Here is a 14,362-nt window from a genome sequence, read left to right as displayed (position 1 = left end):
AAATGGACTTTTCAATAAATAATGTTTCGCAGCCTATTCAATCTTTATCGAAAGTTTCGAATGCTGCAGTGACACCTGGAGAGGCACAAGCTAATTTTGCAGACACGTTAAAAGGTGCAATTGACAACCTTAATTCTGTTCAGATGGAGTCAGATAATAAGACGGAGGCATTAGCTAACGGTAATATTGATGATCTTCATGACGTGATGATCACAGCACAGAAGGCAAGCATTACGCTCGAAACTACAGTGCAGATCCAGAAAAAAGTTATCGATGCATACAACGAAATAATGAGAATGTCGATATAATCTTCGAATAGCAACGACAAGCAATCAATAGTAGTACGTGTTCAACAATGAGGATGATAAGGTCCGAGGAGGCTAAGTAAGCAACGTTCTATTCGTCGAGGTTCGAAGGGGTGAAACTCCCCGTACCGGACTTCCAAAGGATGTGGTGACTTCGACGTTTCGACAAAGGGCTTATCGGTAGTTAGTCGAAGGTCCTCAGTTCTCGGATGTATTACTTTTACCGGATGTTTTGGACATCCTATAGTAGATTAATGATGAAATATCGATTACTTAATGCACTTTGGTGGGGGAAATTATGAAGGAAACTTTGTTGAAATGGAAAGAATCGGTAACTTTGTTTTGGCAGAATCGGTCAAAAAGCCAAAGGGGTCTCTTTCTTGGGTCAGTTATCATAGTAATTTTATTTATAATAGGTATTGCTTTTTTTAGTTCCAATACTCGGTTTGTTCCATTATATAATAATTTGACCATTCAAGAGGTCGGACAAATTAAAGCAGAGCTAGATACAAGAGGCATTCCTTACGAATTAAATAACGGAGGCACGAGCATTAATGTTCCAGAGGAACAGGTAGAATCATTGCTCGTTGATCTAGCTGGAATGGGCTTGCCAAACAGTGGGAATATTGATTATTCCTTTTTTAGTGAGAATACATCTTGGGGAATAACCGACAATGAATTTAATATCATGAAGCTTGATGCAATGCAAACAGAGCTTGCTAATCTGATTCAGAGCATTGAAGGTATCAATAATGCGCAAGTAATGATTAATATGCCTGAAGAACCGGTATTTGTTAGTGATGTGACTGGTGAAGCTAGTGCATCAATCGTGTTAAACACACAGCCAGGCTATCAATTTCAAGGAAATCAAGTAGAAGCGCTCTATCACTTAGTTTCAAAAGCGCTGCCGAATCTTCCATCTGAAAATATTGTTATTATGAACCAATATTTTGAGTACTTTGATCGAAATTCACAAACTGCTTCCGGAGCTCAAGATGCGTACACTCATCAGCAAACCGTGAAGAAGGATACTGAGCGAGATATCCAAAGAAGATTACAACAAATGCTTGGAACAATGGTTGGAATGGATAATGTCATCGTTTCTGTGACTGCAGATATTGATTTCACTCAAGAGAATCGTACAGAGGAACTTGTGGAGCCTGTTGATATTGAAAACGTGGAAGGAATACCTGTTAGTCTGGAAACAATTCAGGAATCCTATACTGGTGATGGTGCTACCGGTGGTATCGGTGGGACAGGTGATGAGGATGTTACCAACTACCCGGCTGGAGATGCTGGATCTGGTGAATATGAGCTAGATAAGGAAACAATAAACTATGAATATAATCGAATTCGTAAGGAAATTGTTGAGAGTCCCTATAAAGTTCGCGACCTTGGAATTCAAGTTGCAATCGATAATACAAGAACAACAGAGGGAAACAATGTAGAGTTTCTAAGCGGGCAAGAACAGAATGATGTGGAACAAGGAGTTTCTTCTATTCTCAGTTCTATCGTAGGAGCGACAATTGACGCAGATTACGGCGAAGTTGTCCCAGAAGACAAGATATCCATTGTGTTTCAAGAATTCACTGAACCTCCTGCAACAGTCAGTGCGTCTTCTCCTGTTATTCCATTATGGATGTATATTGTCGGAGCTGTATTACTTGTTGCTATTATCATACTAATCATTTTATTAGTCCGAAATAGGAGTAGTGAAGAGGAAATAATAGAGGAAACTGTTACAGAAAGTCCAGTACTGGAAGTTCCTGATCTACCACAGGAAGAAGAATCTGAAGCAGTTGTAAGAAGAAAGCAGTTAGAAAAAATTGCGAAAGAAAAACCAGAGGAATTTGCTAAATTGTTGAGAAGCTGGATTGGAGAAGATTAGGAGGGTAAAAAAATGGCAAGGCAAAAAGGCGTTTTAACTGGAAAGCAAAAGGCAGCAATTCTTTTAATCTCCCTAGGTCCAGATGTATCGGCGCAAGTTTATAAGTACTTATCAGAAGAAGAAATTGAAAAGTTAAGCTTGGAAATATCATCGGTTAAAAAAGTAGATACAAATTTGAAAGAAAATGTCTTAGAACAATTCCACCAAATTGCTGTAGCACAAGACTACATAACACAGGGAGGAATTGGTTACGCGAAGACCGTTTTGGAAAAAGCTTTTGGAAAGCAAGAAGCTTCCAATATAATAAACCGTCTAACTTCATCTTTACAGGTAAGACCATTTGATTTTGCAAGAAAAGCGGATCCTCAACAAGTATTGAATTTTATTCAAGGAGAGCATCCGCAAACAATTGCTTTAGTTCTTTCTTACCTTGACTCCGAACAGGCAGGACAGATTTTATCCTCATTGCCCCAGGAGCTGCAAGCTGATGTGGCTAGACGAATAGCTACAATGGATTCCACTTCACCTGAAATTATAAGTCAGGTAGAACAAGTGCTGGAGAAGAATATATCTGCTTCTGTTTCTGAGGATTATACACAAACTGGTGGAATACAGGCGGTTGTTGAAGTGTTGAATGGTGTAGACCGTAGTACGGAGCGAACAATTCTTGATGCTCTAGAGGTTCAAGATCCGGAACTGGCAGATGAAATCAAAAAGCGAATGTTTGTTTTTGAAGACATTGTTGTCCTTGATAATCGAGCGATACAACGTGTAATACGTGAAGTTGAAAATGAAGATTTGCGATTAGCTTTGAAGGTTGCTAGTGATGAGGTTAAAGATGTTGTCTTTACAAACATGTCTCAGCGCATGGCAGAAACTTTCAAAGAAGAAATGGAATATATGGGACCAGTTCGCCTAAGAGACGTAGAAGAAGCACAAATGAGAATTGTAGCTATTATTCGTAGACTTGAAGATATAGGAGAAATTGTCATCGCTAGAGGTGGAGGAGACGATATCATTGTCTGATTCAGAAAATAAACAGCTCTTCAATCAGAAATTGATAAAAATTAAACCGATTCGGTCGATACAGCACACCATTGAAGATGAACCAATTGATAGTAATAAAGAATTGGAGACAATCCAAGATGAGATCGAAAGCATGCAACAGGAATTGCTGGATTTAGCTCAAAAAAAAGAAGTATTACTGGAACAAACCAAGCGAGCAATTGAACAAGAGAAAAACAACTGGGAAGAAACGAAGCATCAGTTGGTTGAAAGTGCAAAGCAGGAAGGTTATCAAACCGGTTTTTTTCAAGGAGAGCAAGCAGGTAAAGCTGCATATGAAGAAAAGTTGAATCAAGCTAATTTAATTATTGATGCAACGACGTATGATTACAATAAAACGATTGAAAATAGCGAAGAGACGATATTACAGCTGTCACTTAGTATTGCAGAGAAAATTATCGGTAAGGAAATTTCCAAGGAACCAGCAACATTTTTGGGAATTATACGACAGGCCATCCGGGAATTAAAAGATCAATCAACTGTAACGATTTATTTACATCCTCTAAATTACAGTGAGGTCATAGAGCAAAAAGATGAATTAAATCGAATTATGGAAGATGAATCAACTTTATCTATCTACTTAGATGAAAACTTGAAGAAAAACACTTGCTTAATCGAGCATGCTTTTGGCCAAATTGATGCGAGTGTTGACACACAACTATCAAAAATCCGTGAAGCATTGCAGGATTACCTAATGGAGAAGAAGCAATGAATATATCCGATTACAAATCTGTTATAGAAAAAGCTGCAACATATAAGCATTATGGTAAAGTCCTGCGTGTTGTAGGGTTGATGATTGAATCAGAAGGACCCGCGGCAAACATAGGAGAAGTATGTTACATTCATTCTTCCTCCTCTAATCGACCACCTATTGTATCAGAAGTTGTAGGTTTTAATAATGAAAAAATCCTTCTTATGCCATATGCAGAGGTAACGGAGATAGGATCCGGATGCTTAGTTGAATCTACTGGAAAGCCTTTAACTGTAAAGGTTGGACGATCTTTGATTGGAAATGTTGTGAACTCGCTTGGTCAGCCATTGGATGATCAAGCATCACTTCCAAAAGGGCTCTCTAACTATTTAACCGATCAAGCTCCACCAAATCCAATGACACGACCACCGATACGCGAACCAATTCAAGTTGGCGTGAAAGCAATTGATTCGCTTTTAACAATGGGTAAAGGCCAGAGGGTTGGGATTTTTGCTGGTAGTGGTGTTGGGAAAAGTACACTACTCGGAATGATTGCAAGAAATAGTAATGCTGATATTAACGTTATTGCATTGATTGGTGAACGTGGTCGTGAGGTGCGTGAGTTTATTGAGCACGATTTGGGCGAAGAAGGGCTAAAAAAGACAATTGTTGTAGCGGCAACATCAGACCAACCTGCTCTAATGCGGATTAAAGGAGCATATACTGCTACTGCAATTAGTGAGTATTTCCGCGATCTTGGCTACCATGTTAATTTAATGATGGATTCCGTCACTAGAGTAGCAATGGCACAAAGAGAAATTGGTCTGGCGATTGGTGAGCCACCAACGACAAAAGGATATACACCATCTGTGTTTTCCATTCTTCCCAAGTTATTAGAAAGAACGGGAACAAATAAAGCTGGGACAATCACCGCTTTCTACACTGTACTTGTTGATGGGGATGATATGAATGAGCCGATTGCAGATGCAGTTCGTGGAATATTAGATGGACACTTTGTAATGGATAGAAAGCTAGCAGAGCGCGGTCAATTTCCTGCTATTAATGTACAGAAGTCAGTTAGTCGAGTTATGAATATGGTTGCAACAGCGGAACAAAAACAGATTGCACAAGAGCTTCGGAAGCTGATGGCAGTATACGAGGATAATCGTGAATTAATTAACATAGGTGCTTATAAACGTGGCACCAATCAGGAGATTGATCGGTCAATTTCCTATTATCCAAAAATCCAAGAATTTTTAAGGCAGGATATACATGAAGTAAATACGTTAGAAGAAACGATTCAATTGATGAAATCACTGCTTAATGGAGGAATTGAGTGATGGCCGAGATTGTTGCATTATCAAAAATATTGGATATTCGTGAAAATGAAAAGCAAGTTGCACAGAAAGCGTATAATCAATCACTTGATTCTTTTGAAAAAGTTGCTACAGAGCTGTATCAAATTTTACGAAAAAAAGAACGTGCTGAGGATTCATATGATCAATTTTTTCACTCACTAACACCGATTGACCGAATAAAAGAGCAAGCCAATTACATTGAGCAACTAAACAGACAAATTAATAATTTGCAGTCTCGTGTTCAAAAGGCTAGAACAGATATGGAATCAAAACAACATCTGCTGTCAGATGCGCACGTGGAAGTAAAGAAATTCGAGAAACTAATTGAAGTAAGAAAAGAAACAAAAGCAACTATACAAAAAAAGATGGAAGATGCTTTTATGGATGAAATTTCAATAACACAATTTTTAAGCCAAAAAAATAGGTGAAATAAATGGTTGAGACTACGAAAAAGAAAAAAAGGAATCCAATTCTCTGGTTTTTATTTGCAGTTGTAATTCCGTTAATCATCATCATTACTCTAGTTGTTATTATTATGGGGGTTGCAGGATTTAATGTTATCGATTGGACGAAGCAACAAGCTAGTTCAATGCCAATCATATCGAATCTAGTAGCATCAGATGAAGCAAAGCCTGTACAAGATGATTCGCGGGCACAAGCAATTGTAAATGAGAAAGATGAAGAGATTACAAGCTTAAATGAAACGATTCGTGAATTGGAAGCTACAATAAATGATCAAAACCAAGATATTGTTCGTTTGGAAAATAGTTTAGAAGATGCACAGATTGATGAAGAATTGTTAGAGGAAGATTCTTCAGATGAATCTTTTTCTACAATTATTGATTCATTTGAAGAAATGAAGGGCTCTAAAGCAGCCCCTATTATTGAAAATTTAGAGACAGATACGGCGGTTTCAATTTTGCAGGAACTATCTAACGAACATCGTGCAACGATACTAGGTGCGATGAATCCTGAACAGGCAGCAGAGCTAACACAATTGCTTCTCTCAAATGAAAATTAAAAAAGTTATTGGAAGGAGGTGAGAATTTGAATAGTGTCGCGGTGTTTCTACAACAGGTACAGCCAGCAAAGTTGACAAATACGCAAATGAAATCCGGTTTACGAGGGGATGTTTCATCATTTCACCGTATATTAGATGAGAACATTGTTAATGTATCTGAGCATGAAAATCAGGAACTGTCTTCAATGAAAAAAGAGGTTGCTCTAGAGAATCTGTTACAACGAATCAACAGTGGAAATGATACAGAAAATGTAGCGAATTCAGCTACTGCAAGCTTAAATAATGAGGTGGAGAATCAAGATGTCTTTATCCTGCAACCTTCATCTGTTTTTCCTGACGTGGAGGAAGAAGTCTCACTATCTAGCGAATTGCATGGATTTCCAATAGTAAATCCTGAAAGTGGAACGAGTAATACAGATGTTGAGGAACAACTAGCCTTTTTGCTTGAGCAGATTGAAAAATTAATCTCCAAATTAGATACAGACGAAGATGTTCGGGATGCCTCATCAAAAGTATTGGAATTGCTTCATCAATGGAAGGATTTAACACGGTTACAAGCAAACCTAACGTCTGTGACAGACAGAGATACAGCAGGGTTTACCTTGTTACAACAAAGACAGCATGTAAATAAAGAGCAAGTAAATCCAAATACATTGATAGCTGGGGTAACGGCAGTAAATGGCGAAGAGATGAATGAATTAACAGCAGGGAATAAGCAAGAAACGAGAGAGTCGAAAATATGGAATTACATATTTGATTCATTCCAAAAGCGAGAGCATTTTTCTGGAATGCAACGGTACAATGCAGATTCAAATGTAACAGTTAAGGATATAGCGAAATGGCTTGGTAGTGCAATTGAAAAAGAAAATTTAGTTGTTATGACAAGTCAGACGAACCAGGCGGTGCCGATTTCAAAACTAGAGCAACATGTGATTCATATTAATCAACTACAACCGACTCAAAGCCCGGATCAGCAGTTAATGGACCAGTTTGAAAAAATTATGGAATCAACTAAATTGTCGGCTTTGCCCAACCAGAGGAACCATTTAACAGTATTGTTAAGACCCGATAATATGGGGGAATTAATGGTTCGTTTTACACAGGTAAATGGTGAAGTATTGGTAAAAATTTTAGTTACCACTGCTACTGCAAAAGAGATGTTAGAATCAAACATACATCAGCTTAAGAATATGTTTTCCCCGCACCAAGTAGTCGTGGAGAAGCAAGATGCAAATTTGCCGCAAACGACAAATTTGCAGGAAGAGCAAGAAAATAAACAGTTAAAAGAACAGGAACAGCAGCAATCGAATCAATCCGATCATAAGGATAATCAACAAACAGAAGATAGCTTTGAGAGACAGTTTGAAGAGCTGCTTCTAAATGAGAAGGTGTAGGTGGAGGAAATGACAACAATTGATCCATCGTTATATTTAAGTAACCAGCCAAAGACCAGAACACCGAGCGCAAGCCTTGGTAAGGATGAATTTTTAAAAATACTAATGACGCAGTTACAAAATCAGGATCCTACAAATCCGATGGACGATCGTGAATTTGTATCACAAATGGCCACTTTTTCATCATTGGAGCAGATGATGAACATGTCTAATTCAATCGAAATGCTCGTACAAAGTCAGTTGGTCTCTCCTGTAATCCAATACAGTCATATGATTGGTCAGGAAGTATCATATATGGATGTGGACCAAGAGACAGGTAAGGAGCTTGGTAAAGTAACTAGTAAAGTAGTGGCTGTTAGTCAACATGAAGGATGGGCAATATTGGAGCTTGAAAATGGAGAAAAAATATACGCGGATGCGATTATTCAAGTTAGCGATCCAGGTACAAAAGAAGAAGCCGGAGATAGGATAACGGAATAAGGGGGAAAGGTTATGGATCATCGGATTCATCAAGTCCCACAGCATGCATTACAGTTTCCAGCAATCAATGGACCTAAGTCTAAGCAATCACCCATTCCATTTAAGGATATTTTATCACAGGAACAAGGATTGAAAATAAGTAAACATGCATCACAGCGAATAGCAGAGCGAAATATTCAAATTGATGAGCAGCAATGGGAAATAATCGGCGAGAAAATGCAGGAAGCTAAGAAAAAGGGGATTACAGATTCACTTATCGTCATGAACAATGCAGCATTGCTTGTTAATGCAAAAAATCATACTGTAGTGACAGCAATGAATCGTGAGGAAGCAACAAGTAGAATTTTTACAAATATCAATGGAACCATTCTAATAAATGACTAGGCTGGACCCTTATGGGAGGCCAATATAAGCTGTTGAATGCTAGATACAGCTAACCAAAATAACCATAAAAAAGGGGATAAAAAAATGTTACGTTCAATGTATGCAGGTATTTCAGGTATGAAAAATTTCCAAACGAAATTAGATGTTATCGGAAATAATATCGCCAATGTTAATACAACAGGGTATAAAAAAGCAAATGTGACTTTTCAAGATCTAATGAGTCAGACAACAACAGGTGCACAAGGTGCAACTGCTACTCGTGGGGGAGTCAATGCTACACAGGTTGGGCTTGGTTCTCAGCTTGGTACAATAAGCAACATTCACACACAAGGATTTCAGCAGGTGACAAATAACCCGCTTGACTTGACAATCGAAGGTGATGGAATGTTTGTATTGCAGGAACAAGGGGGTACAACGTATTATACAAGAGCTGGAAATTTCTATTTAGATGATAATGGCGCGATTGTTAATCCGAATGGATTGTATCTTCAAGGTGCTAATGGAAATATAACAATACCAACTGATGCGCAAAGCTTCAGTATTCAAACAGACGGTACGATAAACTATATTGATGCTGCTGGTGCAACACAAGAAGCTGGGCAAATAACGCTGGCAAGTTTTTCGAATCCTGCCGGGTTAGTAAAAGACGGTAGCAATTTATACTTAGATTCACCTAATGCAGGTTATAACGGTACAGTTACTCCTGAACAGAATGGAGCAGCTTCGATCATAAGTGGCTCACTTGAAATGTCAAACGTTGACCTTTCAGAAGAGTTTACAGAAATGATTACAGCACAGCGTGGTTTCCAGGCAAATACTAGAATTATCACAACATCTGATGAGATTCTTCAAGAGCTAGTAAACTTAAAACGATAATAAGGGGGTAGGGAGTATGCTTAAACCTGTACTCCCGCCATATACATGATTACTTTAAAAAGGCTGAATGACGATGAATTTGTACTAAATGCCGTTTTAATTGAACAGGTTCAGTCGCTGCCAGATACAACGATTTCCTTAATTAATGGAAAGAAAATTGTTGTAAAGAACAAAGCCGATGATGTTATACAAAAAATTACAGAATACTACCAACAAATAGGATTAGCACGAGTTCAAATAAAGGCTGGTGAAGAGGATGAGTAAGTTAGTAAAGACAATGATTACATCACTTGTTGTATTATTAGTTATTGCAATTGCTTCATTAGTAGTTGTATTAAATGTGGCAGGCGAAAATAAAAAAGGTGATGCACAATCGATTGATGACATTGTAAACTATTCCTATGAATCACCTGAAATCACAACCGATTTAGCAGATGGAGCATTTGTTAGAATTCAGTTTCAAATTGTAACGGATGGGAAAGAAACATTAAAAGAGGTTGAAAAGCGTGATTTCCAATTGAAAAATATTATTATTAAAGAGCTTGCAACGAAAACAGAAGAAGATTTTAAATCCGGACTTTCCGAGTTAGAGCAAGTTGTTAAATCAAGTTTAAACGAACTAGTGGAAGAAGGAGAAATCACAGAAGTATATACAATCAACAAAATACTTCAATAGAATGAAAGCTCCTAATAGGAGGTGGGTATGATTAATGGATGAAGTTCTCTCACAAAATGAAATAGATGCACTATTATCTGCGATAACCTCAGGTGAAATGGATGCTGAAGAACTAAAAAAAGAAGAGCAAGAGAAAAAAGTACGCGTGTATGATTTTAAACGCGCATTGCGTTTCTCTAAAGATCAGATAAGAAGCATCTCTAGAATTCATGAAAATTATGCAAGAATGCTAACAACTTATTTTTCATCGCAGCTAAGAACGTATGTTAATATTTCGGTTACATCTGTTGATCAGGTGCCATTTGAAGAGTTCGTACGCTCAATACAAAAAGTGACAATATTAAATATTTATAGTGTTGAACCGTTAGATGGTAATTTAATCATGGAGGTTAATCCAAATATTGGTTATGCATTGCTTGACCGAATTCTAGGCGGAAAAGGTAACACGATTAATAAAAACAACAATTTAACGGAAATCGAAAAGTTATTACTACGTCAATTTTTCGAAAAAGCTGTGTATACATTAGAAGAATCGTGGGCTTCTGTAACAGAAATAAAGCCACGATTAGAAGAGTTTGAAGAAAATCCTCAATTTTTACAGATGGTTGCACCAAATGATACGGTTGTCGTCGTTTCGATGACAGCTGCAATTGGGGAAACAACTGGTATGATTAATATTTGTATCCCACATATAATTTTGGAGCCAATTATTCCAAAGCTCTCTGTGCATTATTGGATGCAAGCGGAGAAAAAAAATCGGGATGCTACAGCATTTAATAAAATGTCGAAGAACTTAAAGCAAACTGAAGTTGAAGTAAAATCGATTCTTGGTGAGGGTGCGATTGCAATCAATGAGTTTTTGGCACTAAAGCAAAATGATGTGATTACACTAGATCAGAAAATCGATTTACCGCTAAGACTTACTATTAATAATGAAGTTAAATTCCTTGTGCAGCCAGGCAAGTATAAAAATAAAATGTCTGTACAAATATTAGATGAAATAAAAAGGGGTGAGCAATATGATGAATGATGGCATGCTTTCACAGGAAGAAATTGATGCGCTATTGAATATTTCTGATGAAGACAAGTCAGATGAAAATAAGCAAAGCTATCTTTCCGATATTGAAATTGATGCACTGGGAGAAATTGGTAATATTTCTTTTGGTAGCTCTGCCACCACACTTTCCACTTTATTAAATCAGAAGGTGGAAATAACAACACCAATAGTAGACGTCATAGAAAGAACGGATATTGGTGATGAATTTACCTTTGAGCCAGTAAGTATTCAAGTGAATTACATAGAGGGATTTACGGGAAAAAACGTGTTTGTTATAAAAGCTGGGGACGCAGCTATTATTGCAAATATTATGCTTGGTGGTGATGGGACAAATCCAGATAGTGAATTGAATGAAATCCATTTAAGCGCAGTTCAGGAAGCGATGAATCAAATGATGGGTGCAGCTGCAACGAGTATGTCAACCGTGTTTAATAAACGCGTTGATATCTCTCCGCCTTCAATATTGGATGAAGAAGTAACTGGAGTTAAAAACGAAAATGTTTTTGATGAAGAAGTCTATGTAAAGGTGTTTTTTAAACTAGCTGTTGGGAATCTGATCAATTCGAATATGATGCAATTAATTCCGTTGCGCTTTGCAAAAGAGCTAGTTAAAGAGCTGTTAAATGGGTCGGAAGAACACGCAATTGAGAAAAAGGAGAGCGCTGCGACGCTTGAAGCTGAAATCCCGGTTACTGAGAATAGTGTAGCTAAACAGCAGGAGCAGGCTGTTTATAATAACTCCTTACAAGCAGAAACAAGAGATGACCCAGCTGAACCGCAATATTTGGGTCATAAAGTTACAAGCTCACATGCAGAGGTGCATCAGGCAGCTTTCTCTGATTTTGAAAAGGTTGAGCTGAATACTGGTCAGCAACGTAACCTTGATATGTTACTTGATATCCCATTAAAAGTTACCGTTGAACTTGGCCGAACAAAAAAATCAATTAACGATATACTTGAACTGGCTTCAGGTTCTATTATTGAGCTTGATAAGCTAGCAGGTGAACCGGTTGATATTCTAGTAAATGATAAACTTGTAGCTGAAGGTGAAGTTGTTGTGATTGAAGAAAACTTCGGTGTTCGTGTTACAGATATTATTAGTCAGTATGACCGGATTAGGAATTTAAAATAATTAGGGGGAATAACCAAATGGCAGAACGAATTTTAATTGTGGATGATGCAGCATTTATGCGAATGATGATTAAGGATATCCTTACAAAGAATGGTTATGAAATAGTTGGGGAAGCACAGGACGGAGCGCAGGCGGTTGAAAAATACAAAGAATTGACACCTGATTTAGTGACCATGGATATTACGATGCCAGAAATGGATGGAATTACAGCATTAAAAGAAATAAAGAAAGTTAACCCAGACGCTAAAATCATTATGTGTTCTGCGATGGGACAACAGGCAATGGTGATTGACGCTATTCAAGCGGGAGCAAAAGACTTTATTGTAAAGCCATTCCAAGCAGATAGGGTAATCGAAGCGATTCAAAAAGCTTTAAACTAAGAAACGAGTGAGCAGGTTGAAGAAAAAAGTTCTTTACAGTTTCTGTTTGAGTACCATTCTTATTCTATCATTTTTCTCCCTCCAGACGGATGCAGCACCAAACAGTGTGTTGGAATGTCTGGGGGAGGAAGCTGATTGTGAAGATGATGAAATTCCAAAAAACGAATTGGAAGAAAACGAAAATGATAGTGATTTACTAACGGGTAATAATAAGTCCAGTTCCATGGCGTTTGAATTAGTTAGAATGTTTTTTGCATTATTACTAGTTCTTGGATTAATTTATGTGCTGCTTAAGTTTTTAAATAAACGAAACAAACTTTTCAACCAGGTGAAGGCACTAGAAAATTTAGGTGGGATATCTGTAGGACAAAATCGTTCTATTCAAATCATTCGAATTGGAAAAAGACTTTATTTAGTTGGTGTAGGAGAAAATGTTGAATTGCTTCAAGAGATTACTGACGACGAAGTAAAGCAAGATATTGTACGTAATAATCAAGATACTCAAGATAGTTTTCCAATCAGTTCGTTGTTGTCACCTTTTGTTTCTTCCAAAAAAGATCAGACAAATCAATCGTCTAGCAGTGAATTTAAGAAGCTTTTCTCAAATGAACTAAACAATTTGAAGCAAAGCCGAAAAAATATGATTAATAAGCACAAGGAAGATACACATGAATGAATTTATCGATATATTTTCTAGTTCGGATCCAGCTAATGTATCCACGTCTGTTCGGTTAATACTTTTACTAACCATCTTTTCGCTAGCGCCAGGAATATTGATTTTAATGACAAGCTTCACGCGAATAATTATTGTGCTTTCATTTGTTCGGACTTCTTTAGCAACACAACAGATGCCGCCAAACCAAGTACTCATTGGTTTAGCCCTATTTCTTACTTTTTTTATTATGGCTCCTACATTCAGTGAGGTCTATCAAGAAGCGCTACAGCCACTTTTTGATGAAGAAATTACTTTGGATGAGGCATATGAAAATGCCAGTGCACCTTTAAAGGATTTTATGGCAAGGCATACGAGGCAAAAGGATTTAGCTCTATTTCTTGATTATACGCAAACAGAGCCACCTGAAACGGTACAAGATATTCCTCTAACTACATTAGTTCCTGCTTTCGCAATAAGTGAATTAAAAACGGCATTCCAAATGGGCTTTATGATTTTTATCCCATTTTTGATTATTGATATGGCTGTGGCAAGTGTTCTGATGTCAATGGGAATGATGATGCTTCCACCAGTTATGATCTCGTTGCCGTTTAAAATTTTACTCTTCGTGTTGGTGGATGGATGGTATTTAATAACGCAATCCTTACTTAATGGTTTTTAGAGGTTCACGCACTTTAAATGTGAGTATAGTAAAGAAAGGAGCTTCTACTTATGAGCAGTGAATTCGTATTGACCTTGGCTGAGCAAGGAGTTTATACAATATTACTTGTTACAGGCCCATTGCTTATATTAGCTCTTGCGGTCGGTTTGTTGGTAAGTATTTTTCAGGCAACGACGCAAATACAAGAACAAACATTAGCCTTTATCCCAAAGATTGTCGCTGTTTTTATAGGGCTGATCTTCTTTGGACCGTGGATGCTTACGACAATGGTTGAATTTGCATCCTCTATTTTTCAAAATATTAATCAGTTTGTAGGGTAAA

Annotated in this window: 19 protein-coding genes; all 19 read left to right on the top strand. The window is 37.5% G+C overall.

The genetic code is table 11. The annotated features are described in order from the left end of the window. Window positions 1-2: 2 nt before the first annotated feature. Window positions 3-308, top strand: a complete 306-nt coding sequence (gene fliE, locus MHH64_RS15205; protein ID WP_118888933.1) for a flagellar hook-basal body complex protein FliE — start codon at window positions 3-5, stop codon at window positions 306-308. Between the two features lie 295 nt (window positions 309-603). Then, on the top strand, window positions 604-2,193 hold the full coding sequence (fliF, locus tag MHH64_RS15200) for a flagellar basal-body MS-ring/collar protein FliF (RefSeq protein WP_303448206.1): 1,590 nt from the start codon (window positions 604-606) through the stop codon (window positions 2,191-2,193). A 12-nt stretch (window positions 2,194-2,205) separates the two neighbouring features. After that, window positions 2,206-3,219, top strand: a complete 1,014-nt coding sequence (gene fliG / locus MHH64_RS15195; RefSeq protein WP_095308624.1) for a flagellar motor switch protein FliG — start codon at window positions 2,206-2,208, stop codon at window positions 3,217-3,219. Beyond that, the gene (gene fliH, locus MHH64_RS15190; RefSeq protein WP_303448205.1) at window positions 3,212-3,970 is read left to right on the top strand and encodes a flagellar assembly protein FliH; all 759 of its coding nucleotides are present in this window, start codon (window positions 3,212-3,214) and stop codon (window positions 3,968-3,970) included. The genes fliG and fliH overlap by 8 nt, the downstream gene beginning before the upstream one ends. Further along, on the top strand, window positions 3,967-5,289 hold the full coding sequence (gene fliI / locus MHH64_RS15185) for a flagellar protein export ATPase FliI (protein WP_303448204.1): 1,323 nt from the start codon (window positions 3,967-3,969) through the stop codon (window positions 5,287-5,289). Before fliH ends, fliI begins: the two co-directional genes overlap by 4 nt. Continuing rightward, entirely contained in the window at window positions 5,289-5,735 is a 447-nt protein-coding gene (gene fliJ / locus MHH64_RS15180) for a flagellar export protein FliJ (protein WP_118888929.1), read from the top strand. The genes fliI and fliJ overlap by 1 nt, the downstream gene beginning before the upstream one ends. 5 nt (window positions 5,736-5,740) lie before the next feature. Beyond that, window positions 5,741-6,328 carry a hypothetical protein gene (locus MHH64_RS15175; RefSeq protein WP_118888928.1) on the top strand — a complete coding sequence of 196 codons (588 nt, stop codon included), beginning with the start codon at window positions 5,741-5,743 and terminating at the stop codon, window positions 6,326-6,328. A 26-nt stretch (window positions 6,329-6,354) separates the two neighbouring features. Then, window positions 6,355-7,722: a flagellar hook-length control protein FliK gene (locus MHH64_RS15170; protein WP_303448203.1), complete on the top strand. Its 1,368-nt coding sequence runs from the start codon at window positions 6,355-6,357 to the stop codon at window positions 7,720-7,722. A gap of 9 nt (window positions 7,723-7,731) precedes the next feature. Next, the gene (flgD, locus tag MHH64_RS15165; RefSeq protein ID WP_118888926.1) at window positions 7,732-8,202 is read left to right on the top strand and encodes a flagellar hook assembly protein FlgD; all 471 of its coding nucleotides are present in this window, start codon (window positions 7,732-7,734) and stop codon (window positions 8,200-8,202) included. 12 nt (window positions 8,203-8,214) lie between these two features. After that, window positions 8,215-8,586 (top strand): TIGR02530 family flagellar biosynthesis protein, encoded by a 372-nt coding sequence (locus MHH64_RS15160; RefSeq protein ID WP_118888925.1) that lies wholly within the window; start codon window positions 8,215-8,217, stop codon window positions 8,584-8,586. Window positions 8,587-8,670: 84 nt separating this feature from the next. Further along, a complete protein-coding gene (gene flgG, locus MHH64_RS15155) occupies window positions 8,671-9,462 on the top strand; it encodes a flagellar basal body rod protein FlgG (RefSeq protein WP_095308640.1) in 792 nt (263 codons plus the stop codon). 45 nt (window positions 9,463-9,507) lie between these two features. Continuing rightward, window positions 9,508-9,726, top strand: a complete 219-nt coding sequence (locus tag MHH64_RS15150; protein ID WP_095308642.1) for a flagellar FlbD family protein — start codon at window positions 9,508-9,510, stop codon at window positions 9,724-9,726. Continuing rightward, window positions 9,719-10,138 (top strand): flagellar basal body-associated protein FliL, encoded by a 420-nt coding sequence (gene fliL, locus MHH64_RS15145; RefSeq protein ID WP_303448202.1) that lies wholly within the window; start codon window positions 9,719-9,721, stop codon window positions 10,136-10,138. The genes MHH64_RS15150 and fliL overlap by 8 nt, the downstream gene beginning before the upstream one ends. Before the next feature lie 34 nt (window positions 10,139-10,172). Continuing rightward, window positions 10,173-11,168 (top strand): flagellar motor switch protein FliM, encoded by a 996-nt coding sequence (gene fliM / locus MHH64_RS15140; protein WP_118888923.1) that lies wholly within the window; start codon window positions 10,173-10,175, stop codon window positions 11,166-11,168. Further along, complete coding sequence (gene fliY, locus MHH64_RS15135) at window positions 11,158-12,327, top strand: flagellar motor switch phosphatase FliY (protein ID WP_303448201.1); 1,170 nt, start codon at window positions 11,158-11,160, stop codon at window positions 12,325-12,327. The genes fliM and fliY overlap by 11 nt, the downstream gene beginning before the upstream one ends. A gap of 17 nt (window positions 12,328-12,344) precedes the next feature. Continuing rightward, the gene (locus MHH64_RS15130) at window positions 12,345-12,707 is read left to right on the top strand and encodes a response regulator (RefSeq protein WP_095308650.1); all 363 of its coding nucleotides are present in this window, start codon (window positions 12,345-12,347) and stop codon (window positions 12,705-12,707) included. A 16-nt stretch (window positions 12,708-12,723) separates the two neighbouring features. Continuing rightward, window positions 12,724-13,383, top strand: coding sequence for a flagellar biosynthetic protein FliO (locus MHH64_RS15125; protein WP_340001986.1), 660 nt, complete (start codon window positions 12,724-12,726; stop codon window positions 13,381-13,383). Further along, window positions 13,376-14,041: a flagellar type III secretion system pore protein FliP gene (gene fliP / locus MHH64_RS15120; RefSeq protein ID WP_095308654.1), complete on the top strand. Its 666-nt coding sequence runs from the start codon at window positions 13,376-13,378 to the stop codon at window positions 14,039-14,041. The genes MHH64_RS15125 and fliP overlap by 8 nt, the downstream gene beginning before the upstream one ends. 50 nt (window positions 14,042-14,091) lie before the next feature. After that, the gene (gene fliQ, locus MHH64_RS15115) at window positions 14,092-14,361 is read left to right on the top strand and encodes a flagellar biosynthesis protein FliQ (RefSeq protein ID WP_095308656.1); all 270 of its coding nucleotides are present in this window, start codon (window positions 14,092-14,094) and stop codon (window positions 14,359-14,361) included. Window position 14,362: the final 1 nt, after the last annotated feature.

The sequence above is a fragment of the Oceanobacillus sp. FSL K6-0127 genome, assembly GCF_037983385.1.
In the GTDB taxonomy this organism is placed as follows: domain Bacteria; phylum Bacillota; class Bacilli; order Bacillales; family Amphibacillaceae; genus Oceanobacillus; species Oceanobacillus profundus.
Note: the sequence above shows the minus strand (reverse complement) of the source record. Positions and strands in the feature narration are given on the sequence as shown.